This is a genomic window from Streptomyces sp. NBC_01520 (assembly GCF_045040375.1).
Lineage (GTDB): Bacteria > Actinomycetota > Actinomycetes > Streptomycetales > Streptomycetaceae > Streptomyces.
In genome coordinates, this window is sequence record NZ_CP109404.1 from 8,010,493 (window position 1) to 8,035,959 (window position 25,467).

21 protein-coding genes and 1 pseudogene are annotated in these 25,467 nt (G+C 69.1%); 17 read left to right on the plus strand and 5 right to left on the minus strand.

Going from position 1 to position 25,467, the window contains the following annotated elements; translation table 11 throughout:
* The first annotated feature begins 381 nt into the window (after positions 1–381).
* A complete protein-coding gene (locus OG524_RS35945) occupies positions 382–705 on the plus strand; it encodes a hydroxyisourate hydrolase (protein ID WP_405385864.1) in 324 nt (107 codons plus the stop codon).
* On the opposite strand, the gene OG524_RS35950 is transcribed toward OG524_RS35945, so the two are convergent.
* Positions 664–4,035 carry a BTAD domain-containing putative transcriptional regulator gene (locus OG524_RS35950; protein ID WP_405808469.1) on the minus strand — a complete coding sequence of 1,124 codons (3,372 nt, stop codon included), beginning with the start codon at positions 4,033–4,035 and terminating at the stop codon, positions 664–666. The two genes, OG524_RS35945 and OG524_RS35950, sit on opposite strands and share 42 nt — an antisense overlap.
* On the opposite strand from OG524_RS35950, the pseudogene OG524_RS35955 reads away from it, so the two are divergent.
* From OG524_RS35955 to OG524_RS35975, 5 genes and pseudogenes are all read left to right on the plus strand, one after another.
* Positions 4,001–4,804: pseudogene (locus OG524_RS35955) on the plus strand (transposase). The gene OG524_RS35950 and the pseudogene OG524_RS35955 sit on opposite strands and share 35 nt — an antisense overlap.
* Before the next feature lie 567 nt (positions 4,805–5,371).
* Positions 5,372–6,211 (plus strand): BTAD domain-containing putative transcriptional regulator, encoded by an 840-nt coding sequence (locus OG524_RS35960; protein WP_405808467.1) that lies wholly within the window; start codon positions 5,372–5,374, stop codon positions 6,209–6,211.
* A 366-nt stretch (positions 6,212–6,577) separates the two neighbouring features.
* Positions 6,578–6,856: a hypothetical protein gene (locus tag OG524_RS35965; RefSeq protein WP_405385858.1), complete on the plus strand. Its 279-nt coding sequence runs from the start codon at positions 6,578–6,580 to the stop codon at positions 6,854–6,856.
* Between the two features lie 220 nt (positions 6,857–7,076).
* Positions 7,077–7,472, plus strand: a complete 396-nt coding sequence (locus tag OG524_RS35970; protein WP_405385856.1) for a peptidase inhibitor family I36 protein — start codon at positions 7,077–7,079, stop codon at positions 7,470–7,472.
* 4 nt (positions 7,473–7,476) lie between these two features.
* Positions 7,477–8,382 (plus strand): hypothetical protein, encoded by a 906-nt coding sequence (locus OG524_RS35975; protein ID WP_405385854.1) that lies wholly within the window; start codon positions 7,477–7,479, stop codon positions 8,380–8,382.
* 467 nt (positions 8,383–8,849) lie between these two features.
* On the opposite strand, the gene OG524_RS35980 is transcribed toward OG524_RS35975, so the two are convergent.
* Positions 8,850–9,041, minus strand: coding sequence for a hypothetical protein (locus tag OG524_RS35980; RefSeq protein WP_405385852.1), 192 nt, complete (start codon positions 9,039–9,041; stop codon positions 8,850–8,852).
* 566 nt (positions 9,042–9,607) lie between these two features.
* Between OG524_RS35980 and OG524_RS35985 the strand changes: the two genes are divergently transcribed.
* From OG524_RS35985 to OG524_RS36010, 6 genes are all read left to right on the plus strand, one after another.
* Positions 9,608–9,988, plus strand: coding sequence for a hypothetical protein (locus OG524_RS35985; RefSeq protein WP_405808464.1), 381 nt, complete (start codon positions 9,608–9,610; stop codon positions 9,986–9,988).
* A gap of 737 nt (positions 9,989–10,725) precedes the next feature.
* Positions 10,726–10,950: a hypothetical protein gene (locus OG524_RS35990; protein WP_405808462.1), complete on the plus strand. Its 225-nt coding sequence runs from the start codon at positions 10,726–10,728 to the stop codon at positions 10,948–10,950.
* Between the two features lie 540 nt (positions 10,951–11,490).
* Entirely contained in the window at positions 11,491–11,943 is a 453-nt protein-coding gene (locus OG524_RS35995; RefSeq protein WP_405385843.1) for a hypothetical protein, read from the plus strand.
* Positions 11,940–12,275 (plus strand): hypothetical protein, encoded by a 336-nt coding sequence (locus OG524_RS36000; protein WP_405808460.1) that lies wholly within the window; start codon positions 11,940–11,942, stop codon positions 12,273–12,275. The genes OG524_RS35995 and OG524_RS36000 overlap by 4 nt, the downstream gene beginning before the upstream one ends.
* A 183-nt stretch (positions 12,276–12,458) precedes the next feature.
* Entirely contained in the window at positions 12,459–12,710 is a 252-nt protein-coding gene (locus OG524_RS36005) for a hypothetical protein (protein WP_405385839.1), read from the plus strand.
* A gap of 216 nt (positions 12,711–12,926) precedes the next feature.
* The gene (locus OG524_RS36010; RefSeq protein WP_405808458.1) at positions 12,927–13,304 is read left to right on the plus strand and encodes a hypothetical protein; all 378 of its coding nucleotides are present in this window, start codon (positions 12,927–12,929) and stop codon (positions 13,302–13,304) included.
* A 442-nt stretch (positions 13,305–13,746) separates the two neighbouring features.
* Here the strand turns inward: OG524_RS36010 and OG524_RS36015 are convergent, their stop codons facing one another.
* Both OG524_RS36015 and OG524_RS36020 read right to left on the minus strand, forming a co-directional pair.
* Positions 13,747–14,259 (minus strand): HEAT repeat domain-containing protein, encoded by a 513-nt coding sequence (locus OG524_RS36015; RefSeq protein ID WP_405808456.1) that lies wholly within the window; start codon positions 14,257–14,259, stop codon positions 13,747–13,749.
* On the minus strand, positions 14,256–17,126 hold the full coding sequence (locus tag OG524_RS36020; RefSeq protein WP_405808455.1) for a tectonin domain-containing protein: 2,871 nt from the start codon (positions 17,124–17,126) through the stop codon (positions 14,256–14,258). The genes OG524_RS36015 and OG524_RS36020 overlap by 4 nt, the downstream gene beginning before the upstream one ends.
* Positions 17,127–17,342: 216 nt before the next feature.
* Between OG524_RS36020 and OG524_RS36025 the strand changes: the two genes are divergently transcribed.
* Positions 17,343–19,169, plus strand: coding sequence for a hypothetical protein (locus OG524_RS36025; RefSeq protein ID WP_405808454.1), 1,827 nt, complete (start codon positions 17,343–17,345; stop codon positions 19,167–19,169).
* Between the two features lie 418 nt (positions 19,170–19,587).
* Here OG524_RS36025 and OG524_RS36030 read toward each other — a convergent pair whose 3' ends face one another.
* Positions 19,588–20,445: an MBL fold metallo-hydrolase gene (locus OG524_RS36030; protein ID WP_405385831.1), complete on the minus strand. Its 858-nt coding sequence runs from the start codon at positions 20,443–20,445 to the stop codon at positions 19,588–19,590.
* 684 nt (positions 20,446–21,129) lie between these two features.
* On the opposite strand from OG524_RS36030, the gene OG524_RS36035 reads away from it, so the two are divergent.
* From OG524_RS36035 to OG524_RS36050, 4 genes are all read left to right on the plus strand, one after another.
* On the plus strand, positions 21,130–21,543 hold the full coding sequence (locus OG524_RS36035) for a hypothetical protein (protein WP_405385829.1): 414 nt from the start codon (positions 21,130–21,132) through the stop codon (positions 21,541–21,543).
* Positions 21,544–21,687: 144 nt separating this feature from the next.
* Positions 21,688–22,149 carry a hypothetical protein gene (locus tag OG524_RS36040; RefSeq protein WP_405808451.1) on the plus strand — a complete coding sequence of 154 codons (462 nt, stop codon included), beginning with the start codon at positions 21,688–21,690 and terminating at the stop codon, positions 22,147–22,149.
* A 1,163-nt stretch (positions 22,150–23,312) separates the two neighbouring features.
* Positions 23,313–24,113 (plus strand): alpha/beta fold hydrolase, encoded by an 801-nt coding sequence (locus OG524_RS36045; RefSeq protein ID WP_405385826.1) that lies wholly within the window; start codon positions 23,313–23,315, stop codon positions 24,111–24,113.
* A gap of 2 nt (positions 24,114–24,115) precedes the next feature.
* Complete coding sequence (locus OG524_RS36050; protein ID WP_405392998.1) at positions 24,116–25,363, plus strand: PP2C family protein-serine/threonine phosphatase; 1,248 nt, start codon at positions 24,116–24,118, stop codon at positions 25,361–25,363.
* Positions 25,364–25,467: the final 104 nt, after the last annotated feature.

The window sequence follows — 25,467 nt, forward strand, 5'->3', positions numbered from 1 at the left end:
GTTGCGGTTTTCCCGCCGGTGGACTGCGGTACATGCCGTCCGGACATTCGAGCGGAATTTCCGGTCCCAGTAGAATTCCGGAACCGGCCACGGCGGCGCCGGAACTCGACCCACTTGCGCCCCATGTGTCCATCGCCTTTACTCCCACGAGTCGCAACGGCCGGGAGGAGATTCGGTGCACCGAATTCAAGGCCATCGCGACGATCTCCAGGATTCCCTTGAAAATTAAGACAGTTGGGCATGAAGGTGGTTGTCGGACGAGTGAACGCAACGTAGCGTTTTAAAGACAGGAAATTGACGGTGTTGATCCTCTGACCCAGGTCACGGCGGATCGCGGCCCCGCCGGTGTTCTAACAGAGGCGTTGATGAATCATGGTGAACTTGACCGTAGAAGCACTCGAAAGCGTCCACGGGCGCAGTGCCGTCGGCCTGTGCGTGAGACTGGAGACGCTCGTCGACGAGGAATGGGTCCTGCTCGCCGAACGCAAGACGGACGAGCGCGGCCGGATCGACGACTGGGACGGCCCCGGCGAAAGCCAAGGGCTCTATCAAGTCGTGTTCGACGTCGACCGGTACTTCTCCGGACTCGGCGTGACCCCCACCTGTCCGGAAATCGTCACCACGTTCCGCATCTCCGGCGAGCAGGCGGAGTGCCGGGTGAGCCTAAACTTCTCGCTCCACCACTACTTCGTGACCTTCACCTAGACCGCAGGGCCCCGTCATCGCCCCGAGACGGACGAGGATCGGTCCGGCGGCCTGCGGGGGCATCGCGGACACGAGTTCCCGCGCCTCGGCCAGGGAATGCTCGGCGGCCTCGGAGTCCCCGGCTGCCCGCAGGGCGGCATGCAGGACGATCAGTGCCTCGGCCTCCTCGGCAGGAGCATCCATCAACCGGAACAAAGGCAGCGCCCGTCGCAGGTGGATGACCGCTTCCCCGGCATCCCGCGCGGCGAGCGCCAGCTCCCCGAGGGTCACCAAGGTACGACCCGTGATCAGCCGCTCGTCGTTCGCCTCCGCGCGCGCGAGGGCGCGGCGCAGGGCCTTGGTGGCCCCCTTCGTCTCCCCGTGCATCAGCAGGGCGGAGCCGATCCCGTGGAGTGCGTACGCCTCACCGGTGTGGTCACCGATGAGGAGGACGATACCCAGCACCTGCTCGAACGCGTGCAGAGCGGCCTCGTAGTCACCGCGGTCCAGATGCCTCTGCCCCAACCGGTGCAGCACCTGGGCCTCGACACGTCGGCCGTTGCCCTCCCGGCTCAGCCGCAGCGCCTCACTCAGGAGCGGGCCGGCCGCAGCGTCGTCACCGCTGTCCAGCCGCAGCTGCGCGAGGTTGTGCAGAACATAGGCCACAGCGACGGATCCCCCGCCCTCCCTGAAGACCTTGAGCGCCGCCTCGTAGTGAGCGGTGGCCTCGTCGTGCCGGCCATGGATCCGGGCCAGGTATCCCAGCCCACGGGTGGCCAGGGCGCCACCGAGCCTGTCGCCGATCTCCTCGAAGATCGCGGCAGACCGCAGCAAGTGGCTCTCGGCAGAGGCGAAGTCCTGATTGGTCACGGCGAGCGAACCCAGCGAGTGGAGCGTCGCCGCCTCACCGACCCGGTCGCCCGCCCTACGGCTCGCGGCGAGTGCCACCTCGTGTGTGTCACGCCAGTCATCGAGGCACACCTGAGTCTCCATGAACGTCACCGCAGTGACGGCGAGCCCCCAGCAATGCTCGGTGAGCCCCATCATGGCGGCCCGCCGGACACAGGCGAGCAGCGAGGAGCGCTCCCTGGAGAACCACTGGAGGGGCTCGGAGAGGATTCGGTCCACCAAGGCGCCCGGCAGCGGGTACAGGGAGACGTCATGACTCCTTATCAGTACGTCCTGGCCGTACTCACGGTCCCGCGCGTTCTTCAACAGGAAGAGGAAACAGCCGAGCACCCGGCAGACAGCGGCCTCACGGGCTTCCGTACTCTCCTCGGCGACCAGCCGCTCCCGGGCGAAGAGCCGGATCAGACTGTGGAGTCGGTACTGCCGGTGGGCACCGGTCGCGGCGCCCACCGTGTCAAGCAGCTGCGCGTCCGTGAGCTCGTGGACCAGATCGCGCACCGTCGTCTCGGGAAGATCCAGGAGCGCCATGGCGGCCCAGAGGGAGAACGGCCCCTCCTCCAGGATGGCCAGACGCCGGAACAGACGGCGGGTGCCCTCGCCCAAGCTGTCGTACGTGAGGGAGAGTCCGGCCCTGATACCGACGTCGGCGTACTTGAGCTCGTCCAGCCTGCGGGTCTCGTCCTCCAGACGTTCCACCAGCTCGGCGATCTCCCAGTGGGGCCGGGCGGCGAGGCGGGCCCCGGCGATACGCAGCGCCAGCGGGAGGTGTCCGCACAGTGCGGCGAGGGCCTTCGTGGCCCCCTGCTCGTCCGCGGCGCGCTGCGCCCCCGCCATGTGGCCGAGGAGATCGGCGGACTCCTCCGGCGTGAAGGTGGTGATGTCCACCCGAACCGCGCCCGCGAGGCTGCCGATGTGGCGCCGGCTGGTGATGATGACGGCGGAGGTGGGCCTGCCCGGCAGAAGCAGTCTGATCTGGCTCTCCTCGGCGACGTTGTCCAGGATGATCAGCACGCGTCGCTTCGCCAGGAGCGCGCGGTACATCTCCGCCCGCTCCTCCACGTCTTCGGGAATCACCGTGCCCTTGACGCCGAGGGCACGCAGGAAACGTTCGAGCGCCTGGGCGGGCGATACCGGTGCGGAGACCCCGCCGTGCAGTTCCGCGAAGAGCCGGCCGTCGGGGAAGTCCGCGGCGACCTCGTGGCCCACGTGGATGGCCGTGGCGGTTTTGCCGACTCCCGGTTTTCCCACGAACGTGACGATGGGCACCGCCAACGGGGACCTGCCGTGGGAGGCCACCAGCAGTTTGCGGACGTCGGCGACCAGGCTCTCGCGCCCCGTGAAGTCCGCGACGGCGGCGGGCAGCATCTCCGGTGCGCCGCTGGACGCAGGGGGCACGGCGCGGTTCTCCGGGAGGTCGAGCCGGGGGTCCGAGACCAGAATGGAGTGCTCGAGCTGTCTCAACCGGACGTCGGGTAACACGCCCAGTTCGTCGAGCATGAGTCTTCGGGTCTCGCGGTACACGTTGAGCGCCTCCGCCTGGCGCCCGGAGCGGTAGAGAGCCAGCATGAGCTGGCCGCGCAGTCGCTCGCGCAGCGGGAACTTCGCGATGAGCTCGAAGAGTTCACCGACGAGCACGCTGTGCCGGCCGAGGGCGAGTCCGAGCCGGATGTTCTCCTCGGTGGCGGTGATGCGCTGCTCGGTGAGCCGGCCGGCGCCGGACGCCACCACCTCGCCGGGTATGCCTTCGAGGGGGGAGCCGCGCCACAGCACGAGCGCCTGACGGTACATGGCCGCCGCCTCCTCCCGCTGCCCCCCGTCATGCAGCTTGCGCGCCTGCGCGACGAGCGAGTCGAAGCGCAGGGCGTCGAGGCTCTCCTCGTCCGCGCGGACCATGTAGCCGTGGGGGTGCGTGCTGATGACGTCGTCGACGCCGTGGGCCCCGAACAGGCGCCGCAGGCCCGAGACGCTGATGTGGAGCTGAGCGCGTGCCGTCGCCGGCGGAGTCTGCTCGTACACGGCACGGATGAGCCGGTCGGTGCTCACCACCTGGCCGGCGTTGAGCAGGAGGGTGGCGAGCACGATCCGCTGGCGCGCGCCGCCGAGTTTCAGCGGCGTGGAGTCGACGCTCGCCTGAAGGGGACCGAGGATGCTGAACCCAACTCTGGGTAGGCAGATCTCGCTGTCGTCCCCGGACACGTTCTGCTCCACGTGGTTTCCCCCCAGGAACGTGTGTGGCTCGAAGAACTCTAGCCCGATCTTTCGCGCGCTCGGCAGTCTGGAGGACTTGATGTTGTAAGTGGCCTTGACCATAAGCGCGTTGCCGCCCGCCGGTGCGAGTCCGGTCCGGGTAGCCGCTGCACGGTGTTCCCCCTGCGTCTTCCCGGACACCACGTACTGCAAGGCCAGGGTGAACCGCCGGATCGTCTCGCAGCCGGTAGTCATCGCGTCCGGCTTCTCGGCCGGCGGACACCGCGAGATCCTCGTGTGACGGGCGGCGACAGCGAACCGGAGCCGTTTTTCTGCAGGTTCCTGCGGGCCCGCGGCCCGGACCACGTCCAGCTGGTGATCTCTCATTTCGCACAGCGGTGCGGTGGCCGCGGTCCGCACCGTGTTCCTCCGGCAGGCCGGGCAGCGATGCCGCGCCTGCTTCGTCCGCGATGCCTTTCCGGTGATCGGGAAGGGGCCGGCGGCGGTGGCCGCGGCGACCATCCGCACCATCTTCGCGCAGACCACTGCTGAGCAGGTCCGAACCCGGCCGGACGTCGTGGCGGACATGCCCGGACGGCAATTCCCGCAGGTCGAGGCGACGCTGCCGGAGGCGACCGGGGACAGCACGGCGTTCGCGGACTTCCCGGCCGGCGCACGGGAAGAAGATCTGGCCAGCGAACCCTTCGGAGCCGCTGAACCGGGAGATCAAACGCCGGGCCGACGCCGACCCCGGTCTGCCCCGTCCCCGGTCTGCCCCGACCCCATCGCCCTCGACCGGCTCACCGCCGCGGTCCTGGCCGAACTCCACCACGGATGGCAGGTCTTCGACCGTCGCCGCCTCTGCGAAGGCTCATCGCGGAACTCTGCACCGCGAGCCCGCCCCACACCGGCAGCCCTCTCACCACCGGAACCGGACGAGCTCGACCGGCCACACCACCCGATGGGACACCGCCGACCTCGATGCGGCCCGCGTCAGATCCGCGTGCGTTTGTCAACACGCTGATCCCCGCACCGGTTTGACGGCCACTCGAACCGTCGACCCCATCGGCGAGGTCCCCTTCCGCCGACGGGGGACGTATGACCCCTCAAGGAGGCAGGACCTGGGAAGCCGACCGGCTCGGCAGGGCGTTGAGGGAGTTCCCGTCCGCCCACGTGCAGGCCCGCCGACGCTTCTATCGTCTCCCTATTGTCCCTGCCGGTTCATCGATCGTGACCCGATGTCACGGCTTGCCAAGCTATAGCCATCCTCAAGCAGCCGCCGACAGGCCGGACTTCGGAAGTGGGAGAGACAGTATATATGAGCAGGAACTGGTCGATTCGTGTCGCATTCGCCATCCCTCTCGCAGTCGCCATGACGAGCGTGGCCCCCTCGATAGTGACGGCCGTCGTTCAGGCGGAGCAGCCGCTGACGGCCACCAGGGGGACGGACGGCGTCCTGCGGCCTTCCACCGGGGGGCCCGACCTGCACAACCCGTGGGGGTGAACGGGCCCTGCCGGTGCTGCGAGACCTCAGGTACGCGCCGTCCTGGCCGTGTGCCGGACAAACGCTCCACAGAGGATGGGAAACAGCGTGGACATCGATGTACTCGGTGCACTGGCGGTACGGGAGCAGGGTTTCTCGGTCACGCCCACCGCTCCCAAGCCACGACAGGTGCTCGCCCTGCTTGCCCTCAACGCCGACCAGGTCGTCCCGGTCACCACGGTGATCGAGGAGCTCTGGGGCACCGAACCCCCGCGCAGCGCGCGCCCCACGCTGCAGACCTACATCCTGCAACTGCGTGAACTGATCGGCACGGCACTGAGGCAGTCCGACGACATGGGGCCCCGCTCCGCCAAGGATGTGCTGATGACGGTGCCCGGCGGCTACCTGCTCAGCAGCGGCGAAGGGCGCAGCGACGTAAGGGAGTTCGAGCGGCTCGCGAGCGCCGGGTACCGGGCCATGGACGCCGAGGACTACCCGCAGGCAGCCGAACGGCTGAACGAGGCACTGGCCCTGTGGAGGGGACAGGCCCTTGCCGACGTCCAGACCGGACCTCATCTGGAGCCCCAGGTCAAACGGTTGGAGGAGAGCCGGCTGTGCGCGCTGGACCAGTGCATCGACGCCGACCTCCGGCTCGGAAGGCACCGTGAACTGCTCGCCGAGCTGACCGTGCTCGTCAGCCGCTACCCCACCCACGAAAGCCTGTGCGGACAGTTCATGCTGGCGCTGCACCGCTCCGGGCGCCGCGGTGAGGCGCTCAACGCCTACCAGCGGCTGCGCACCACGCTGGTGAGCGACCTCGGCCTGGAGCCGTCGGCCGCCCTCGTCAAGGTGCAGCGCTCCATCCTCGTCTCCGGCCCACCCGGCGCCGCGGGCGGCACCGGACTCAACAGGACGTCCGCCGACCGGGGGCTGACCCGGACCGGCTGAGTGTCCGTACGGAGACACGCGCACTGGGGGTCGCCGCGAACGAAGGGCCCGTGGCGCGAGGAGTGGCCGGCAGAGGACCGATCCGGATGCCCCACAGTCGCGTAACCCGATCTGTCAGTGGTGCGGACAGCCCGCTCCGGGTGCTCCCAGCCGCCACCAGGGCAGCCTGGCCATCGCCCTGACCCACAGCCACGCCTCCTGGTACACCGGTGACCAGATGCAGGAAACACACGCCGCGCCTACGACCGGGACCGCACCCTGATCACCGCCTGCCTCGGGGGAGCCCGAAGCGACGAGGGGAACGAACGCGTCCGAGGCCACCCGGCTGGCGAGTTCTCTCGCGGACCGGTACGGCCCGGATGGGCGATGCTCGCCTCCGACGGCGCCTACGAGCCGCACGAGGACGCCGACCACGACCTCTCCGGATACTTGACCGGTGCCCCGCGCACGGCCGCCGAGCGCCTCGTCGGCGACGCCGTCCGGCGCGTACACGAGCGGAACGACCCGTACGCGGACAACGTCACCGTCTTCGTTTCCCACATCACCCAGGAGGGCGAAGAGCACACCGCCATTCCCCGCCCCCTGCTCCCGCTCGTCGGTAAACCGTTCGTACCCGGGGCCGTTGCCCGGCTCGCCGGTGAGTGACCGTGGCGAGCGAAGCGCCGGGACCGTCCTCGCCGAAGCGGACGCGGAGCATCTCGCTCGCCGCGTTCAGCTCTGCTTTTGCGGTCAGCCGCAACAGCGTGGCCGACCGGGTCGGCTGAGGGCAATAGTGGCTCACGCCGAACACGGGTGCACGGGGGACCTGAAGGTCCCTTCGAACGCGTCCGTGGACGATCGTGAGAACTCTGAAGGGGGAAAGCGCATGAGGAAATCCAAGGGCGTGCGGGCCAAGGCGGCCATCGCGTCGGGGGCTGTACTGCTGGCCGGCCTGGGGGTGGCCGCGACGGCCTCACCGGCGCAGGCAGCCAAGTCGGACTGCGATTCCGGGGCGCTGTGCGCCTGGCTCAATACCTCCTACGTGGGGACCCCGGGCCAGGTGTGGGGCAACAACACGGACCTGCGCCAGTACGACAAGTTCAACAACGCCGCCTCGGTCTACAACAACGGCAACTCCTGCGACGTCCGGCTCTACACGCTGAAGGACTACGAAGGCCGGACCTACCTCCTCAAGCGTGGTTCCAGCATCGCCACGCTGAAGACCTACTTCGACGACGGCAGGTTCACGTACGGCATCGCCTCGAACAAGTGGGTGTGCTGATCTGATGCGGCGTCTGCTGTGGCCTGCCGCCGCGGCATGCTTCCTCGTGGCCGGATGCACCGCGTCCGGCCACGAGGGCCCTGCCGGCGACGAGCTTCCCCGGCCGTTGTCGGGGGCCGTCCACTTCTCCGCGGGCCAGGCCGACGCGCTGCGCCGGATGGAGGAGGAGGAGATCCGCTCCTGCATGCGTGAACGAGGCCACGTCTACCGCACAGCCCCCGTTTCCGACCCGCGCAGGCTCGCCGCGGAGAACCCCTACGGACTGCTGGATGCCGACTGGGCCGAGGACGACGGCTACGGCATCACCGCCGAGCAGCTGGCCGGCCGGCCGCAGGACCCGAACGCCTCGTACGTCTCCTCCCTGCCGAAGGCCGGGCATGCGGCGTGGGAGGAGGCGCTGCTGGGGGAGGAGGAGAACCACCGCACGCTCACCCTCCCGGACGGCGCGGAGATCGGATACGACCCCCGGTCCTGTGTCGAGGTCGCGAGCAGCACGCTCTACGGGGAGCGCTGGACGGAGCTGCGCTACCTCATGGAGAGCCTCACCAACCTCATCGCCACCGCCGTACGGGACGCGCCCGGCTTCCGGGACGCGGAGCTGGCGTGGGCGGACTGCATGGCGGAGCAGGGACACGAGTACCGGAAGCTTTCGGAACCGCGGTCCGAGACAGGACGGCGGCTGGAGAAGACCGACCGGGACCCGGTCGCGCAGCGGTCCGTCGGCCGCGACGAGCTGGCGCTCGCCCGCGACGACCTGGCGTGCCAGCGTGACACGGACCTGGCAGGGGCGGTGACCGAGGCCCAGGTGAAGGCGGAGGCGAAGAGCCGCGAGCAATGGCGGCGAGAGATCGAGGAGTACCGCGCCATGAAGGCCTCCGCCCTGGCCAAAGCGGACCGTGCCGCCGAGTGAGCCGGGACAAGTGGTGTCACTGGCCGCCGCCTTGCGCAGGGCGGCGACCAGCGCGCGGGCTGTGGCCGTGTCGCAGTTGCCCAGCGCAACGAGGGCGGCTCGGCGTAAGCCCTGCGGCGGTCGGCAGGTCGTCGGCGGCGCAGACGGACCGCCGTGCGCCGGCCATCCGGATCGCCGCCTGCTCGTCGGAGCCGGAGCCGGAGCCGGAGCCGGAGCCGGAGCCGGAGCCGGAGCCGGAGCACGAGTACGCCGCCGTCGACGACGACGGCCTGGCGGCCGAAGCTGCAGCGGACCCACGCCCCGGTCAGCGGGCGTCGCCCGGCGGGTACCGATGACCCCGGAAACATCGAACACCCCGCACCTCCGGGGTATGCGGGACGTTCGGAAGGCGCGCCTCCACAGGGGTACCCGGCGGCCACCTGTCGGTGACGAGGGCCGGATCGGGCTGGTTAGGGGCGGCGCGCGCCCTACGCCCACTCCAGTCCGAGGGCGGCGAGCGCGGTGAGTTTGGCGGTGGTGAGCTTGGCCCTGCGGGTCTTGCTGTTCGTGATGAATACCCCCAGTTTGACGGGGTGTTCCTCGCCGTCGACCAGAGCTGCGGGTGTCGGCGAAGACGACCGCGCCGACGCCGCGCCTGCCCCGGATGTCGACGCCCTCACCGAGGACCCGGCAGCTGGAGAGGACTCCGAGGTCGGTGACCCATCCGTCCGCGTCGATGCCGTTTGCGAACCGGTCGAGCACGACCCGCCGGTGCGCGGCGGGGTGTTCGCCGCACAGCCACTCCGCCCCGACCCGCCCCGGATAGGCGACGGGGTCGCTCGCGTGGAGCTCGGCCGCCGTCTCCGGCAGTGCGCGGGCAAAGCTCATGGCGTCCAGCGTCCGGGCGTGGAATGTCATGAACGACCGCACCCCCGTGGTGTCGGCGTGCTTGAGCAGCGCTTCCTGGAGCGCGGCGAGCCGCCGGCGGTGCCCGCGGTGCCCGCCGTGCCGGCCCCGCCTCTCCTCCGGCGACGCGGCCGGCCCGGGAGCCTGCGGGTCCCGGATCTCCAGCACATCGATCTCGAACCGTGCGAGCACCCCGCGCTCGACACTTTCCATCAGCCCGAACTCGAACAGCACGGGGCCGTACAGCGTCTCGTCGTCCATCGACGCGACCAGCCGACCGCCGGTCTCGTCCGCGCCGCCACTGCCGGGCGTCGCTTCCCACAGGCGCGGGGTGGCCGTCATGTACAGGCGCCGCTCCGCAGGGATCCGCGCCTGGTCATGCACGCCCCGCCCATGCCTTCCCGAGGTCACCGGACGTGCGGTGTGCCTCGTCGACGACCAGGAGGCCGAAGGGGCGCATCCGCTGTCCGTACGAGCCGCGCAGCGCCCTCTCCAGTACTCCCGGGGCCGCGCCGTCGACCAGTCCCGCGTCGCCGCCCCCCGCCAGCGCGACCTCTCCTCCCGCAGCATCAACGTCCGGGGTGTCCGGGACCGTGCGGTCGATGCCTGGATCGACGACGACGTGGCGGAGCTCGACGCCATCTGGGACGAGATCATCCAAGACCTCGGATCCGACTGCGACTCCTACAGCGACGTCTCCTCCATCGGCTTGGCCGCCTGAGAGACGAAAACGCTCCGTTCCCCGGCACTGGAGCTGCCGGAGGGCGGGGCGTTTCGCATCGGAGTCACTGTCACTCGCGTCGTCGTGTTCAGCGGGTGTTCGGGCCCCACGGTGGTGTGCCGGCCGCGGGGAGGGGGTGGTGTCCTTCGTCCCAGTGGTTCGACCAGCCGCACAATCCGCACGCGTACCGGCCGTCGAGTCCGTGGACTTCGGCTTCGCAGCCGCGGCACCTGGTCGCGGTGATCTCCGGGGTGATGGCGGGCGCGGGTGCGGCGGAGGACCAGCCGCACTGGTTGGAGCAGGTCCAGGCCCCGTCGGATCCCTGGGTGGCTGAAGCGCCGCAGCGTCCGCACGTCATCGGTTGCCTCCCCGTGGCGGCCCTGCCGTCGGGGTGCGGCGGGGCCGGTTCCAGGATGGCAGGGGCGGCCCGGGCGGGGAAGGCTTCGGCGCACGGGTGACTCGTGCGGGGGTACGGGTGCGCCGCTCGCGTCCCATATTGAGCCGGGGCTCGAACAACAGCGCCCGGGAGAAAGGATCCCGGGCACGACGCAGGCCCGGACACCTGGTCCGGGCCTTGCGCTGTCGAAGTCCTCCACCGGGTCGAATGCCAGTAAGGGAGTCGGATACCTTCCGTCTGCTCGTGCTCTCCCAGGAGCGGTTGGCGACTGGGACTGGTCCGGTGACACGCCCTGACCGCCGACGGGTGACATCGCGGCCCAGCCGTTCGTTGACCCCACATGCCTGTACTGCCGTCACCTGAAGTGATCGAAGCCGCCAAGACACCCAAAGGGGCGTGGACGCGTGCCCAGCTCGCCGAATGGAGTGTGCCGTGGCCCCCGCCCAAGGGATGGAAGGACGAGCTGATCAAGCGCTGGAAGGCCGCACAGCCGGACGGCGCACCGCCGCCCCAGCACCGTCCGGCCCCGGCCGGCTTCGCACAGGAGGCGCTCGACGTCGGCTGACCTGACGACAGCGGGGCCGGACAGGATCACCCTGCCAGGCCCCGCCGCCCGCTCCCGGCTACTCGCCAGCTGAGGCGGATGCGCGGCCCTCACCCGAACGGGAGGTCGTCCAGCAGGATGTCCTCCGGCCAAGGCCGTGGCTGGGGAGGCTGACCAGTTCGGCTGTGTCGGTGCCAGCGGGCGGACCGGCTGCACCTGTGCACCCTTGCCCGGCTTCACTGCAGTACCGACCCCTGGAACATGTCCGACCAACCCGCATCTCCCTTGGTCATCCGGAAGAACTCCGTGGTGCTGGGAGCCTCTCAGTCCTACCGAGCGGTGCCAGGTCGAAGTGACCGCTGCCGAGTGGACCGGGGAAGAGTGGTACGGCCTCGCTGCGGACGGACCCATCCGGTATACGAGGTCAATGGCTATATGCGAGGTTGATCACGAGAATCCCGGATTCGGCAGAGATCGGACAGGCCGTCCGCAGATGGGACGTAGTTGTCGTGGGCCGGTACAGACGCATGCCGGCTCTCGATTTCCTGAAAGGAAACAAGAGTGAAGGTTCGTTTCGGCGCAAGCCGTTGGAAGACACTTGCCGTCACGGCGCTGGCCGCGCTAGCCGCCTCCACCGCCCCGGGAGCGGTGTCCGCCACCGCGGCCACCCGGGTGGGGGAGTCGGAACACTGGGGCGTGATCGCCGCCAACACCATCGGCTCTCCCGTCGCCGCGCTGAGGGACGGCCCGTTCGGCTCGTACCAGGTTCAGGGAAACAGTGCCGCCAGCCCGCCCTACGGCAAGGGCAGCCTCGGTATCCAGGTGGCGGACAAGTCCACCTCGCAGAGCAGCCCCGCGGAGAAGGTCGACTTCGGCAACGAGATCGATTTCCGGGGCGATCGCCTGCTGCAGCTGGAAAGGCCGGCTTCCATGTCTTTCAGACCGCCGAGAACGTCGACTACGGCGGTACGAGCAACCTGCCGGGCATCCGGTTCGAGATCGACCCCGACGTGAGGGCGGACCCGACCGACAGTTACTCCACCGCGGTGTGGCAGCCGGCCCAGGTCCCGGCCAGTTCGCTGAACCGCTGGAGTGCTTACCTCGACGCCACCAAGACCGGTTCCTGGTTCCTGACGGGCGGCGAGACGACCTGCACCCAGGCCACCCCGTGCAGCTTCACGGAGCTCAAGGAGTCGTTCGTGGAGGGTGACGAGCCGACCATCTACAGCGTCTCGGTGAGCAAGGGCCGTGACTACCTGTGGGCCGGCGCCGTCGACGGTCTGCGGATCAATCAGTACGTGTACGACTTCGAGGCCAACGGAGTCCGTGCCCGCCGCGCCCGGTAGGGCCCGGCCGAAAGGCTGATCAGTCGTGGCGGTCCGGGCGTGGAGCGAGGCCGACGGTCATCGGGCCGCCGCTCTCCGGCGCCCGGACTCCCGCATGAGCGCCGACGGAGGCCGCGTACCCGTTCCAGGCATCGGGCCGGGGAATCTGGCCGGCCCGGAGGCGGACAGGCTGGCAAGGGGGTCGTGGACGCGTTCGTCCCGCAGACCCACAAGCCCGGCACCGAGGCCGGGGCCGACTTCGGGGACGTCACGGTGAAGCTGGCCGGTGAACTGGTGACCTGCCACCTGTTCGCGTTCCAGCTGTCGTACTCGGGCAAGGCCGTCCACCGCATCTTCGCCTCGGCGGGCCAGGAGGCGTTTTTCGAGGGTCACGTCCACGCTCTCAACGTGCTGGGCGCGGTGCCGACCGCCGAAAGTCCGCTACGACAACCTTAGGGCCGCCGCCGCCCAGGTCCTGGGCCTTTCACGGCGCCGGGTGGAAGCCGAACGCTGGACTGCCTTCCGTTCGCACTACGGCCTGGAATCCTTCTACTGCCGGCCCGGAATCCGCGGCGCCCGTGAGAAGGGCGGAGTCGAGGCCAGATCGGCTGGTTCCGCCGCAACCACCTCGTCCCGGTTCCCGAAGTCGACACGCTCGCCGAGCTCAACGCGATGATCGACCGCTGGGACCAGGAGGACGACGCCCGCCGCATCCGGTCCCGTCCCCGCACCATCGGTGAGTACTTCGCGGCCGAGCAGCCGCTGCTGGTTCCCCTGCCAAAGGAGCCGTTCGAGACAGGCCGGCTCTCCACCCCGCGGGTCGACCGCTACAGCCGGATCTGTGTCCGGACGAAACCGCTACTCGGTGCCGGTCCGCCTGCTTCACGCCTCCGAGCCGGTGGTCTACGACGGACGCGGCAGGGCAAGACCGTCGCGTTGCAATACGCCCTGTCCCAGCTGCCGCACCCGGCCAGGGTCCGCCGGGTCCATGTCGGTGTGCACCCGACGGTCCCCGAACTGCGCCGGGTGCTCGCGGACGGACGCTCTTGAACTGGGCCGGCGTCTACCGCGCGGGGCGGGGGAGGCCGACCGGGCGCTGGTCAATGCGCTACGACAAGCCACGCTTGCTGGTACTGGACGAGGCACAGCGCCTTGCGGGGCCGGCGCTGGAGTTTCTGCGCGGGCTGTCGGATCACCCGGACACGGACTCGGCGCTTGTGTTCGCGGGGGCGGGCAGCGAACGGGCGCTGCGCGTAACGGAGGGTCCGCCGACGATTTCGATGTTCAGCGCGGCCGCATGCACGCGCAGCTGCCGCGCGATACCTCTTTGCGTGAGCTGTCCGGCGGCCGGGTAGGGCCGCCGGACAGGAGGTCACTCTCCCAGAGGCTTCTTGGCTGCGACACGCAGCAGTTCGGCCGGGGACACGCGGGGATTCCTGTGGCCGCCTGCCCGAGACCTCGGTGCCACCGATGCCTCGGGCCGGGGCCTCCTTCACTCTTTGCGGCGGGCGATCTGTTCCATGGCTGCACTCCTCACGATCTCGTCACCGGACGTGAGGAGTCGGACGAGTGCCTGCTGCGCCTCGGGGCCCGGTGTTTTACCCAGGGCCCAGACGGCTTTCGTTGCGAGAGCCCGGCTGTCATCGAATTCCAGGTATCCCGGAACCCACTGAGTTGCCTGATACAGGGCATCGACTGCGTCAGGTGTGTGCAGCTTTCCTATGGCTGACACGACATCCTCGTGCTTGTGGTGCCAGTCCGCCGAACATAGTTCCACGAGCTCCTCGAGGTAGTCCGATGTGATACCGAATGTAAAGCCCACGATAAGAGCCATTTCGACGGCTACGCTGTCCCGCTGATGGAGAGCGTCGCGCAGCAGATCCAGACCCAATGTGTGACCGTCCTTGGCATTGAAGTGACGGAGCACCTGCTCGGGAGTTCCTTCAGGGTCTCTTCCCGGGTACGTCACCAGCGACAGGATCAGATCCTCTTGCTCGGGTGTCATCTCTTGATCTCCTCGAAGTGCAGGATGTTGGTGTTGAAGATACCCAGGGCTTTCCCCTTCCCGAGACAGACGGTGACCAGATTTGCTTCCTCTCCCTTAAAGAAAGCGAAGTTCCGCGCCCAGCGCTTGGAGATTAGTGGCATGTCTGGATACATGCGCGTCGTCGCTGCAGACACATCTCGGACGCCAATTTCCTCCAGTGCGGCCCTTGTGCCGGGCTTGACGATGAACTTCACCAGCCTCCCATCATAATTCTCTGAGAAACTCTGCTTGGGTGAGATGCATGTCTCTGCACTGGCTGAGATGTTACGGGTGGTGCTTAGTTCGAGGAAGTGCCTCTCGTTCATCGTGCGGAAAAATACTTCTCCGCAAGTTGCCGAAGAGGACGTTGTCTTTTCCAGTGTGACAACTGGAGTGAAGTTCGTGGGTGTACGGCTGTGTGCATTACTGATGGGTGACGAGGCTGATCTCGCTGCTGCGGTGGGTGTGCCATTGGTTGTGCAAACCGTCTGCTGCTCTGGCCGTTCTTGGGCAGGTAGGTCGTCCCTAATCTTGCGTGCGGTGTCGATGAGTGTGCGGAGGTCGCGGTACTTCTGCTTGGCTGCGTCTGCCTTCTTCAGGAACGGGGGTAGTTCCTTGGCGGTCTTCTTGATGGCGCCGGCGAGCTTGCCTGTCTTGTTGACGGCGCCGACTCCGAGCAGGGTGCTTCCGGCGTCGGTCACTGCCCAGAGGCACTTGAGCAGGTCGCCCTGGGAGCACTTGACGATGTCGTCGATGCCGAAGGTGTCGAGCAGGATGTCGAGCCCGTTGTCCTTGAGCCAGTCGGTGATGCTGGTCTCGAGGAGCTTCTTCGCTTCGCGGTATTCCTCGACGCATTCCTGGCCGCATTGTTCGGCGAGGAGTTGTTCGTCCCTTTGTTGTTGTGCGATGTCGGCGGCTCCGCCGAGGCGGGTCCAGTCACCACCGGTGCCGGCGTCCGCAGTGGTGTTGGTGGTGTTGTTCCAGCGGTAGGTGGTGGTGAGGTCGGGGGAGAGGCCGTAGAGCTGGGTGTCGCTGACGGCGAAGGTCGCGCCGGGCCCGCCGATCTGGGTCCAGTTGTCGGGTGTCCCGTTGTATTTGTGGATGTTCCCGGTGTCGGGGTTGGTGGCGAAGAGGCCGGCTCCTCCGGCGTAGATGTCCTTCGCGGCCCCGCCGATCCGGGTCCACTCGGTGCCTTCGCCCGACCATTCGTAGACGGCCTTGTGGTCGGGGGTGATGCCGTAGACGTGGTCGTGGCCGACGGCGAACTGGGCGCCCGGCCCCCCGACCCGGGTCCATTTGTCGGGCTTGCCGTTGTACTTGTAGAGGTCGCCGGTGTCGGGGTTGGTGGCGGGCAAGCCCGCACGCCCGGCGTAGATGGTTTTGGCGGGTCCGCCGATCTTGGTCCACGTGTCGCCGTGCCATTCCCCGATGCCGTCCGTGGCCAGCCGGTAGAGGTGCTTGCCGGTGACGGCGAACTGCCCGGCGGAGCCGCCGACCGGATCCCAGCCGGGGTTGTCCGCGTTGTACTTGCGGATCTCTTTGCTGTCGGGCCCGGTCATGAAGACGCCGGCGCGGCCGGCGTAGACCGCGTTCGCGGGGCCGCTGAGTGACGTCCAGCCGTCGCTGCCGCGCTTCCAGAGGCTGCTGTTGTCCGCTGTCAGGGTGTAGAGGTCGTCCTGGGCGGTGACGGCGATACGGGCGGTGTGCTCGTTCAGGGTGTCGGACGCTCCCGCGGGCTGGACCGGAGCCGGAACCGTCTCCCGCTGCCCGGCTTCGTCCCGGGGCGGTGGTTCGCCCTCGGTACCGGGGACGGCCGGGGCCGGGACGTCCGCGTCCGGCGGTGCTTCTGCCGGGGGCGGTGCGGGGACGGATTCCTGGGCCTCGGGTGCGACCGGTGCGCTCTCCTGCGGCTGAGCCGGCGCGGGCGGGGGAGTCTCCTGTACCGGGGGTGCCGGGGGCGGGGCGGTCGCGGGTGCGCCGAGGGGAGTCCAGTCGGTGCCGGTGCCCGTCCATCGGAGGACTGTGGTCCGGTTGGGGGAGAGGCCGTAGAGGCGGGTGTCGCTGACCGTGAACCCGGCACCAGGTTCGCCGGTCTTGGTCCAGGAGCCGGGCTGCCCGTCGTACCTGTTGAGCTGCCCGGTTGTCCGGTCGGTCGCGAAGAGCCCGGCGCCACCGGCGTACAGGTCCTGGGCGGGTCCGCCGACCCGGCTCCAGTCAGTGCCCTGCCCGGACCACTCGAAGACGGCCGTGCGGTCGGCGGCAATGCCGTAGAGGCGGTTCCCGGTGACGGCGAAGTCCGCACCGGGCTCGCCGATCCGGGACCAGGCTTCGGGGGTGCCGTCGTACTTGAAGATCTTGTCGTCGGGGGCGGTCGCGAAGAGCCCGGCGCCGCCCGCGTCGAGATCCTTGGCCGGCCCCCCGACCTTCGCCCACTGCGTGCCCTGGCCGGACCATTCGTAGACGGCGGTGCGGTCGGGGTTCAGCGCGTAGAGGCGGTCGTCGGTGACGGCGAAGTCCGCACCGGGCTCGCCGATCCGGGACCAGGCTTCGGGGGAGCCGTCGTACTTGAAGACCTTGCCGGAGTCCCGGGCGGTGGCGAAGAGTCCGGCGCCTCCCGCGTGGAGGGTCTCGGCGGGTCCGCCGACCTTGGTCCAGTCGGTGCCCTGCCCGTTGTACCGGTAGACGGCGGAGTGGTCCGCGGCGAGAGCGAAGAGCTGGTCGTCGCCGGTCGCGGCTACCGAGCCCAGCGCGACCGGGGCACCGGCTGCCGCAGCGCCTTCTTCGGCCAGGGCGGGGAACGAGGAGAGGATGCCGGCGGTCAGCGCACCGGCCAGCACAACACCCACGCGCCGCAAAACGGTCGGTGTTCTGCCGGTGCGGGACCGGGCGCGGCCCCCCACGAACGTACGGGTCACGGGATGCTCCAGGGTTTGGCCGGGAAGTGCTGGAGCTCTCACGGTGTGACCTGGTCTGATTGTCCTCAACTGCCGTTATGCGTAAGCGCAGATGGGGCGCTGTGGAAGCGGTGGACAACGCGGACAACTAACGGGGGATCCACAGTGGTGAAGGCCGGGCGTCCGCAGGGCGGGCCCAAGGGGCAGTCTGAGCAGGCCAACGCGCTGGCCCTGTTCCTGCGGAATCTGACGAAGAACCTCACGGTCCGCGAGCTCGCCGACCGCTACGCGGGCGGCAAGACCCTCTGGGGCGAGTACCGATCGGGTACGAAGACGGTCCACCTGCACCTGCTCGAGAGCCTGGTGCTCGACACGGTCAGAGACGAGCGCTCCCGCACCGAACTCCTGGAAAGGGCACGACGCCTGCACGCCGAGGCCGTGGCCGCACAGCAGCCCGCCGCCCCCGCGGAGCGGGACCCTGCCGGTCAGGGGGTGACTCCGGAGCAGGCCGTGGGCCAGGCCACGGCGAGTGCGCAGGATGCCGAGCGGCTCATCCACATCCTTCTCGGCGTCATCGCCGGTCTTCAGATGCAGGTCACACCTTCCGGCTCGTCCACCGTGACAGGTCCGGTGCCACTGACCGCTGCGCAGAGCATCCAGGCGGCGGGTGACCTTCGCGAGGCGGAGGACCGGCTGGTCCAGGTCCGCCTGGTCCACGACGCGGTGACCCGCGTACGGGACGAGGCAGCCGCCCTTCTGCCGGCATCCGATCCCACGGATACCCAACAGACCCCTGGCAGTCGAGGCCGTGGTGACGACTCCGCTCTGCCGGCCCGGTACGCCGCGGCGTCACGCGGCACTGCCGCGATTCTGCTCGTCTCGCGCGCAGCGCTGGCCGAACAGCACACCGCCGCCCGGATCCTCAGCGCCCGGACCGCGGGCGTCGGCACGGCCCTGTACGGGGTCGGGGCAAGCTCCAGCCCCGCGATGGCTCTGCCCCCGACCGTTTCGCCCGAGACTCTCCGCGGGCCGCACGCCAGGGACCGGTCACCGCGGTGGCGGACCGCCCTCCTCGCGACGGCAGCCGCTGTCGCGCTCACCGCGGTGGTCTCGGGAGCCGTCGTCACCACCCTCGGCATGCGCAACCACGAGTCCCCCCAGGCCGTCCAGGAGAAGAGCCCCGACCCTGCAGCTGCGGCACCCCGCTCGTCGCCGGCCCCGAACCCTTCGCCCACCGCTACCGCGACGCCCTCACCGACCCCCTCGGCAGGCCCTTCCTCCTTGCCTTCACCTGTCCGGACCCGCAGCACCTCCACCGTTCCCGACCATTACTTCGGCACCTGGGAAGGCGAATTCACCGAGCCCGGCGAACACGCTCCCTCACTTCGCAGGATCGTGGTCCGCAAGGGAACCGTAGGCACGAAGATCGCCGACGTCATCACCCTGTCGCGGACCTCCCTGTGCCAGGCCGAGGGAACCCTCCGTTCCACCGGCGCACTCCTTCTCATCACACCCAGACCGACGTCCGGTACCCCCACCCATCTCTGCACACCGGCCGGCGACATCGCCCTGCGGCGCGACGGTGACGCAGGCCTGACCTGGAAGTCCGACGGAATCACCGTCCCCCTGCACCGTGCAGCCTCCACCCAAAGCGCCGTGCCCGCTTCCTACGTGGGCACCTGGTGGGCCCAGGACGGGAACGACCCCACCTCCTCGGTCCGCATGACCATCCGCCAAGGTGGACCCGGCACGGCACGCGCCGAGTTCACGTGGGACGGAGACGCCCACCACTGCGAGGGCTTCTCCGTCCTCGCTTCAGCCGGCGACACACTGGCCTTCGGCCCGGAGACCGTCACCGCGTCCGAACCCGAAGGCTTCTGCACACAGACCCCGAGCCGCACCATGACCCGCCCCGACAACGGGAGCATGCACGTGGAAATGGCCGCACCCGACGGAACCGCACCCCGCGCCTTCACCTTCACCCGGACGAACTGAACACCCCCGGCAGGCAACGGCGCCTCGGCCCGGACGCGAGAAGAACGTCCGCAGATCGCCGACCTGCTCGGCGTGCCGCGCTCGACGGTGTACGGGTACCTCGACAATGCCAGGACCGTGCCCCGCCAGCCGCAGAAAGCCGCAGTCGCGGAGTCCGGAGCGCTGGTTTGCACCTGGGTCAGCGACAGGAGTCCAGGCCGGGATATGGGGTCGGCGCAACGTCACCGACAAGGTCAGGGACGTCAGGATCTTCCGCAATCTTGAGGCCGGCGTGCTGCGCCTGCACGCGGACCGGATGCAGTTCCAGTCCGGAAGCGGCTGCCGCCTCATGGTCTTCAGTCCCGTCGACGACGAGACGGCCCGAGCAATAGGAGCGTCTGCATGCCCTCGCGGCCTGACAGGCCCCGGACCGCCGCGATCACACAGAGAGGAACGGCTCCGTCAGATGCGGCGTCGCCAGGTGCAGCCTGGTGGCGGTTCCGCGGCCGAGCATGCGCTCCCTCGAGTGCCTGGCCGCCTCAGGGCTGGCCTCGTGCGCGTAGGCGAGCTCGGGGTGGAGCAACTGGAGTGCGTGCACCAGGAGGTCGCCGGTGACGAGCGCCAGCTCGCGCCCGTCGGCGACCAGCACGCTCTGGTGCCCGGGCGTGTGACCGGGCGTGGCGACCGCGCGCCCGGCGCGCAGCGGTGTGTCCCCGTCGAGGAGCCGGAGCCGGCCGGCGGCCGCGAGCGGGTCGGTGAGGGTCTCACGAAGCTGCGGGTTGAGCGTGTCGATGGCGTCGAACTCGGCCTGCTGGAGCAGGTATTCGGCATTCGGAAAATAGGGGCGGCGGCCGGCGGTCGAAGCGTTGCCGTCCACCGCGCCGCCCGCTGACGGGACGACCGGCTCGGTCACGACCGCCCACCCGACGTGGTCGGTGTGCAGATGTGTGAGCACCACGGTGTCGACTTCGGCCGGGTCGATGCCTGCGGCGGCGAGCGACTCGGGGAGCGCACCGGGCACGGGCGCCCACGAGCCGGCCGGGCTGTCCGCCGGACCGATTCCGGCGTCCACGACGGTGAGACCCTTGTCGCCGCGGATCGCGTACGCGCGGAACTGGAGCCGCCAGCGGCCCTCGGCGTCGACTGCGCCCGGGTCGTAGCGGTCGGCTCCGGCCCACTGTGCGGCCGTGGCATCGGGGAAGGCCTCGGCGCGCGGGGAGAAGAACGGGCCCTCGCCGTCGGCGAGGGCGATGATCTCGGTCGAACCGATCCGTAGACGGGGAACGCTGAGGGACATGACCGCGATCCTGCCATGCCATCCACGCGGGGTGGTGACTCACCCCATGCCGTGATGATCTCGATGTGGGGACACCGACCTTGCGAAGAAGATTACGAAGACGGTGCTCTCCCAGCCGACTTGCCCCGCCGGCGTGACGAGCCGCACCACTGGCAGGTGACCGAAAGGGGGGCGACGAGAACGCCGCACCGAAGCTCGACAGGGGACTCACCCTCCGGTGACAGGCACTCGGCCTTGTGTCCAAGAAGCGAGGGCAGAAGGAACCCGGGTACCTCGGCAGTGACCGTCCGGCGCCGGCGTGTGAGAGCGAAAGCCTCTTGCTTTGCCCGGACGAACCAGCCCCGGTCTCAGCCCGTGCCGGTACGGAGCGTGTGGGACAGGCCCCCGTTACGGGACGGGACGCACTACGACCGAGGCTGGCGCATGTCACAACCAGGTTGGCCCGTAGCAGCCGGGCGGGTCAGTCCCCATGCGCGTCGTCCGGAGCACCAGGATCGATTCCCGCACCGTGGTCCGAGAATGTGGTGCCGCGTGTCGGTTCCGGAGTTCATCTCCTGCGAAGGGGCGCCCCTGGGCGCAGCTGCCGCCTGTAGCAGCGGTTGTCATGAGTACGCATACTCGTGTGCGCAGGTTCCCCTCCGCGCGATACTGCCGGTCCCGGTGACCATTGACCAAGGAGCAGATATGACGCGTGTGCAAAGGGCTGTTGCCATCGCGATGATGACGGTGTGTGGACTGGCAGGGATGGGGGCTGCGCCTGCTGCGGCAGCAACCGGGGCCCTGCTGCCTCACCCGGGGCCGGAGGGCCTGGTGTGGGTGGGGGAGATGACCGGAGACGGTGGTGTTGCTTCAGGGGGTGCGTGGGAGAAGTTGCCCACCATTCTCACGGTGGCCTGTGAGGGGGGCGGCAGCGTGCAGGTGACGATGCGGCAGCAGTCGCACGTGGCGGCCTTCACGGTGGACTGCCCCTCCGGCAGTGTGGGAGTGGGCTCGGTGACCATGGACGCCGGCGTCGTGAAGGCAGGATCCTTCACCGTGGGGATCGACGCATCGGACGAAAGCATCCGATGGGGGCTGACCGTCACACAGCCCGAATAGCCGTCGCCATTCCCACCCCCGCCACCCCTCACCCTGACCCGCACGGCGGCCTTCACCGCCGACGTCAGCGAGGCCCCGTACGGGCGGACCTTGCCGCCCCGTGTGTCAGCATGCCCCCACTGACCGCACCGTCCCGGGGGATTCATGTACACCCGCGTCACCGTCACGCTCACGACTGCTGCTCTGCTGCTCGCCACACTTACCGCCTGCGCCTCGCGCGACGGCGACACCGCCGAGGACAAGCCTTCCTCGTCGGCCGGCAGCCCTTCCGCCGAGGGGAGTGCCGAGCCGCCCCGCGATGATGCCGCTGTACTGAGCGAGGCTGTGACGGCTTACACCAAGGCGTACTTCGAAGGCGACGCCGATACCGCCTACGGCATCCTGTCCGAGCGCTGCCGGGCCGAGATCACGCCTGAGGCGTACCGCGCCGTGATCGGCCAGGCCGCGAAGGATTACGGCCCGGACCATGAGGCGGAGGACATCGGCGCGAACGTGTCGGGGGAAACGGCTCGGGTCTCGTACAAGGTGACCGGCTTGCCGAAGTTCGACAAGAAGGCACAGCCCTGGACATGGGAGGGCGACGCCTGGAAATACGACGCCTGCTGATCACCGGCCAGAACGGTGCTCACCCGCGATGCCCAGGACGTCACCATCGACTGCCTGGCGGGCCGGCCGACGGCGGGCCCGCCAGGTTCAGCCCCGGTGAATCCCCCGCTATGAGCAGGCGGCCGTGGTGAGTTGCCCGGCCGCCTGCCCAGCACGCCAGGCCAGCGGCGCGAATGACTCTCCCGTGCCAGCAGGTCCAGACCGGCTGCGATCGAAGGCGACCACCACCGATCGGGATCGCGGCAACGGCCCTGGGGAAAGACATCGCACTGTGGAGGACAGCACTCGCCAGGGGTGCCGTCCTCCATCATGCGATGCGCAGACACAGGTTCCCGGTGCAGGGGTTCAGCCCTGAGGCGCGGCCGGTACGGCTCGTTCGGTGGGAAGGGTTTTCCAGAGCATGCAGTTGCGTGACGGGCAGAGGCTTGCCTGTCCGGAAGTACTCGGCGCTGAGCGTCGGTCCAGCCGGGGAGCCGGCACGGACCTCGCCACGGGCGAGAGCCTCGCCTCGATACCGCTGCATGACCGCATATGCGGACACCGGCGCCCCCAGAAATTCCGACGCAGGCCAAGGCGACCGTTCGTCCAGGGCCGCTCCGGTGATTGCGGCGGCAGCCGCCCGCCCTTGCGTCGGCAGAACCGGCGTTGCTCCGCGATGTGGTGTCAGAGGTGTCGCGGACCAGCGCAGCAGGTCCGTGTCGCCGGACTGCCCCTCGTAAAGGGCCCGCCCGGCCCGACGAGGGCCACTGGTGTCGCAGCGATGGTTCAGACAGCATGCGGCGCATGGACTGGATGCCTCTGCTCTCCACACTGACAGGCTTCCGCTGCCGGTCCTGGCCGGTGCTGCGGATGGAGCCGACGTACGTGGAGGCTTTTCACCTCCTGCAGCCATTCCTCGAAAGCGAAGCCGACGGCTTGGCGGATAACGGCTTCTTCAAGAGTTTCCTGCCTGCGGCCGGTGGATGCGAGCGTCGGTGGGGTCGGTACGGGGTGAGCCCACCAGAGGGGGTCTCCGCCCGGGACGGACATCAGCCCTCCGAACCGCAGGTCGCCCGCGAACCAGAACACTCCGCGGCCGTCCGGTGTGCCGAAGATCCGCGCTGGTGGGCGGCGGCCGCCCGGCAGGCCAGGCCGTGAGGTGCAAAGGGTGTCAGGATGTCCATGTGGACGTGCGCAAGAGAAACCGGGTACGGGTGACAGGCCGGGAGAGCGGCCCGGTGGTGATGCTCGCCCACGGTTTCGGCTGCGATCAGAATCTCTGGCGTCTCGTCGCACCCGCGCTGGAGGAGCGCTTCCAGGTGATCCTGTTCGATCATGTGGGGGCGGGGCGTTCCGATACGTCGGCCTGGAGCCCCGAGCGGTACTCCACCCTGGACGGCTATGCGCAGGACGTTATCGGCATCTGCCAGGAGCTCGGCCTCGGGCCCGTGACCTTCGTCGGACATTCGGTCAGCTCCATGATCGGTGTGCTCGCCGCCGTGCAGGAGCCCGCCCTCTTCGAGAAACTGGTCCTCCTCACCCCCTCGCCGTCGTACATCGACGACGGCAACTACCGGGGCGGATTCAGCGAGCAGGACATCGACGAACTGCTCGAGTCACTGGACAGCAACTATTTGGGCTGGTCGGCGACCATGGCACCGGTGATCATGGGAAACCCGGAGCGCCCCGAACTGGGGGAGGAGCTGACCAACAGCTTCTGCCGAACGGACCCCGAGATCGCCCGGGTCTTCGCGAGAGCCACCTTCCTGTCCGACAACCGGGCGGATCTCCCCAAGGTGACCGTTCCGACGCTCATCGCTGAGAGCGCGCGCGACACGATCGCCCCACGTGAGGTGGGCGCCTTCGTCCACGCGCAGATCCCCGGCAGCGAGCTGGTCACTCTGGACTCGACGGGCCACTGCCCCCAGCTGAGCGCCCCCGAGGAGACTGCCGAGGCGATCATCGCCTTCGTGCAGGGGCCGTGACCGTGCACCCGGCCGGCGACGGGACCGACGGATCGTGGCCGACGGAGGACCGTGACCAGGATTCCCCGGTGTTCTCCGCTCTGCTGGAGGACAGTGCGGAGGACCTGTACGAGAACGCGCCGTGCGGCTACCTCTCCACACTGATGGACGGGCGGATCGCCAAGGTCAACGGAACGCTCCTGAAATGGCTCGGCCACCGTCGTGAGGACCTGGTGGGCCACAGGCACTTCTCCGACCTGCTGACCATCGGCGGCAGGCTGTACAACGAGACGCACCTCGCACCACTGCTGCGGATGCAGGGCGAGGTCAACGGCGTCGCCCTGGAACTCAAGGCCGCGGACGGCACCCAACTGCCCGTCCTGGTCACCTCCACCGTCAAGCAGGACGAAGACGGCGAACCGCTGCTGATCCGCACCACCCTCCTCGACGCCCGGGACAGGCGTACCTACGAGCGCGAACTCCTGCGGGCCCGGCAGGATGCCGAGCACGACCGCGAACGCCTGCAACGCCTCGCCACCACCCTGCAGCGCACCCTGATCCCGCCGGCCATCGAACCGGTCCCGGGCATGGAGGCCGCCGCGCACTACCACTTCGCATCCTCCGACGAGGTGGGCGGGGACTTCTACGATCTGTTCCCGCTCACCGCCGGAGGCTGGGGGTTCTTCATGGGGGACGTGCGCGGCAAGGGCGCGGACGCGGCCGTGGTGACGTCGTTGGCGCGGTACACCCTGCGAGCCGCGGCGGTCTCCGATTCCGTACCGGTCAAGGTTCTGGCCAACCTCAACACCGCGCTCAACCACCAGGTCCAGGAGGACGAACCGCTCTTCTGCACCGTGATCTTCGGCCTGCTCACACCCGAGGAGAACGACGTCGGATTCCATGTCGTCCTGGCCGGCGGCGGCCACCCTCCCGCCGCGCTGCTCCGGGCCGACGGCAGCGCCGACTACCTGCCCACCCCGGGCGGCCAGCTGGTCGGGGTCGTACCGGACGCGCAGTTCACCACCGCCACCCTGAACCTGCGTCCCGGTGACACCCTGCTGCTCTACACCGACGGACTGACCGAGGCCCGTACCCGGAACCGGGGTGAACGCTACGGCGACGAAGCACTCCTGGACTTCTTGCGGTCCCTCGCACCCACCTCGGCACCCTGTGCCGTCAGGGCGCTCACCGCACTGCTGGACTCGTTCGGCGAGGGACTCGACGACGACACCGCGCTCCTGGCGATGAGCGTGCCCCCGGGCGAGCGGTGAGGGGCCGGAGCGGGCGGCCGGCGCGAAGCACGCATGAAAGGCGGTGATCAGCCCTGCCGGCGGAGGTCCAGCGGGTGGAGGACCTTGTCGTAGCGGCGCTCGCC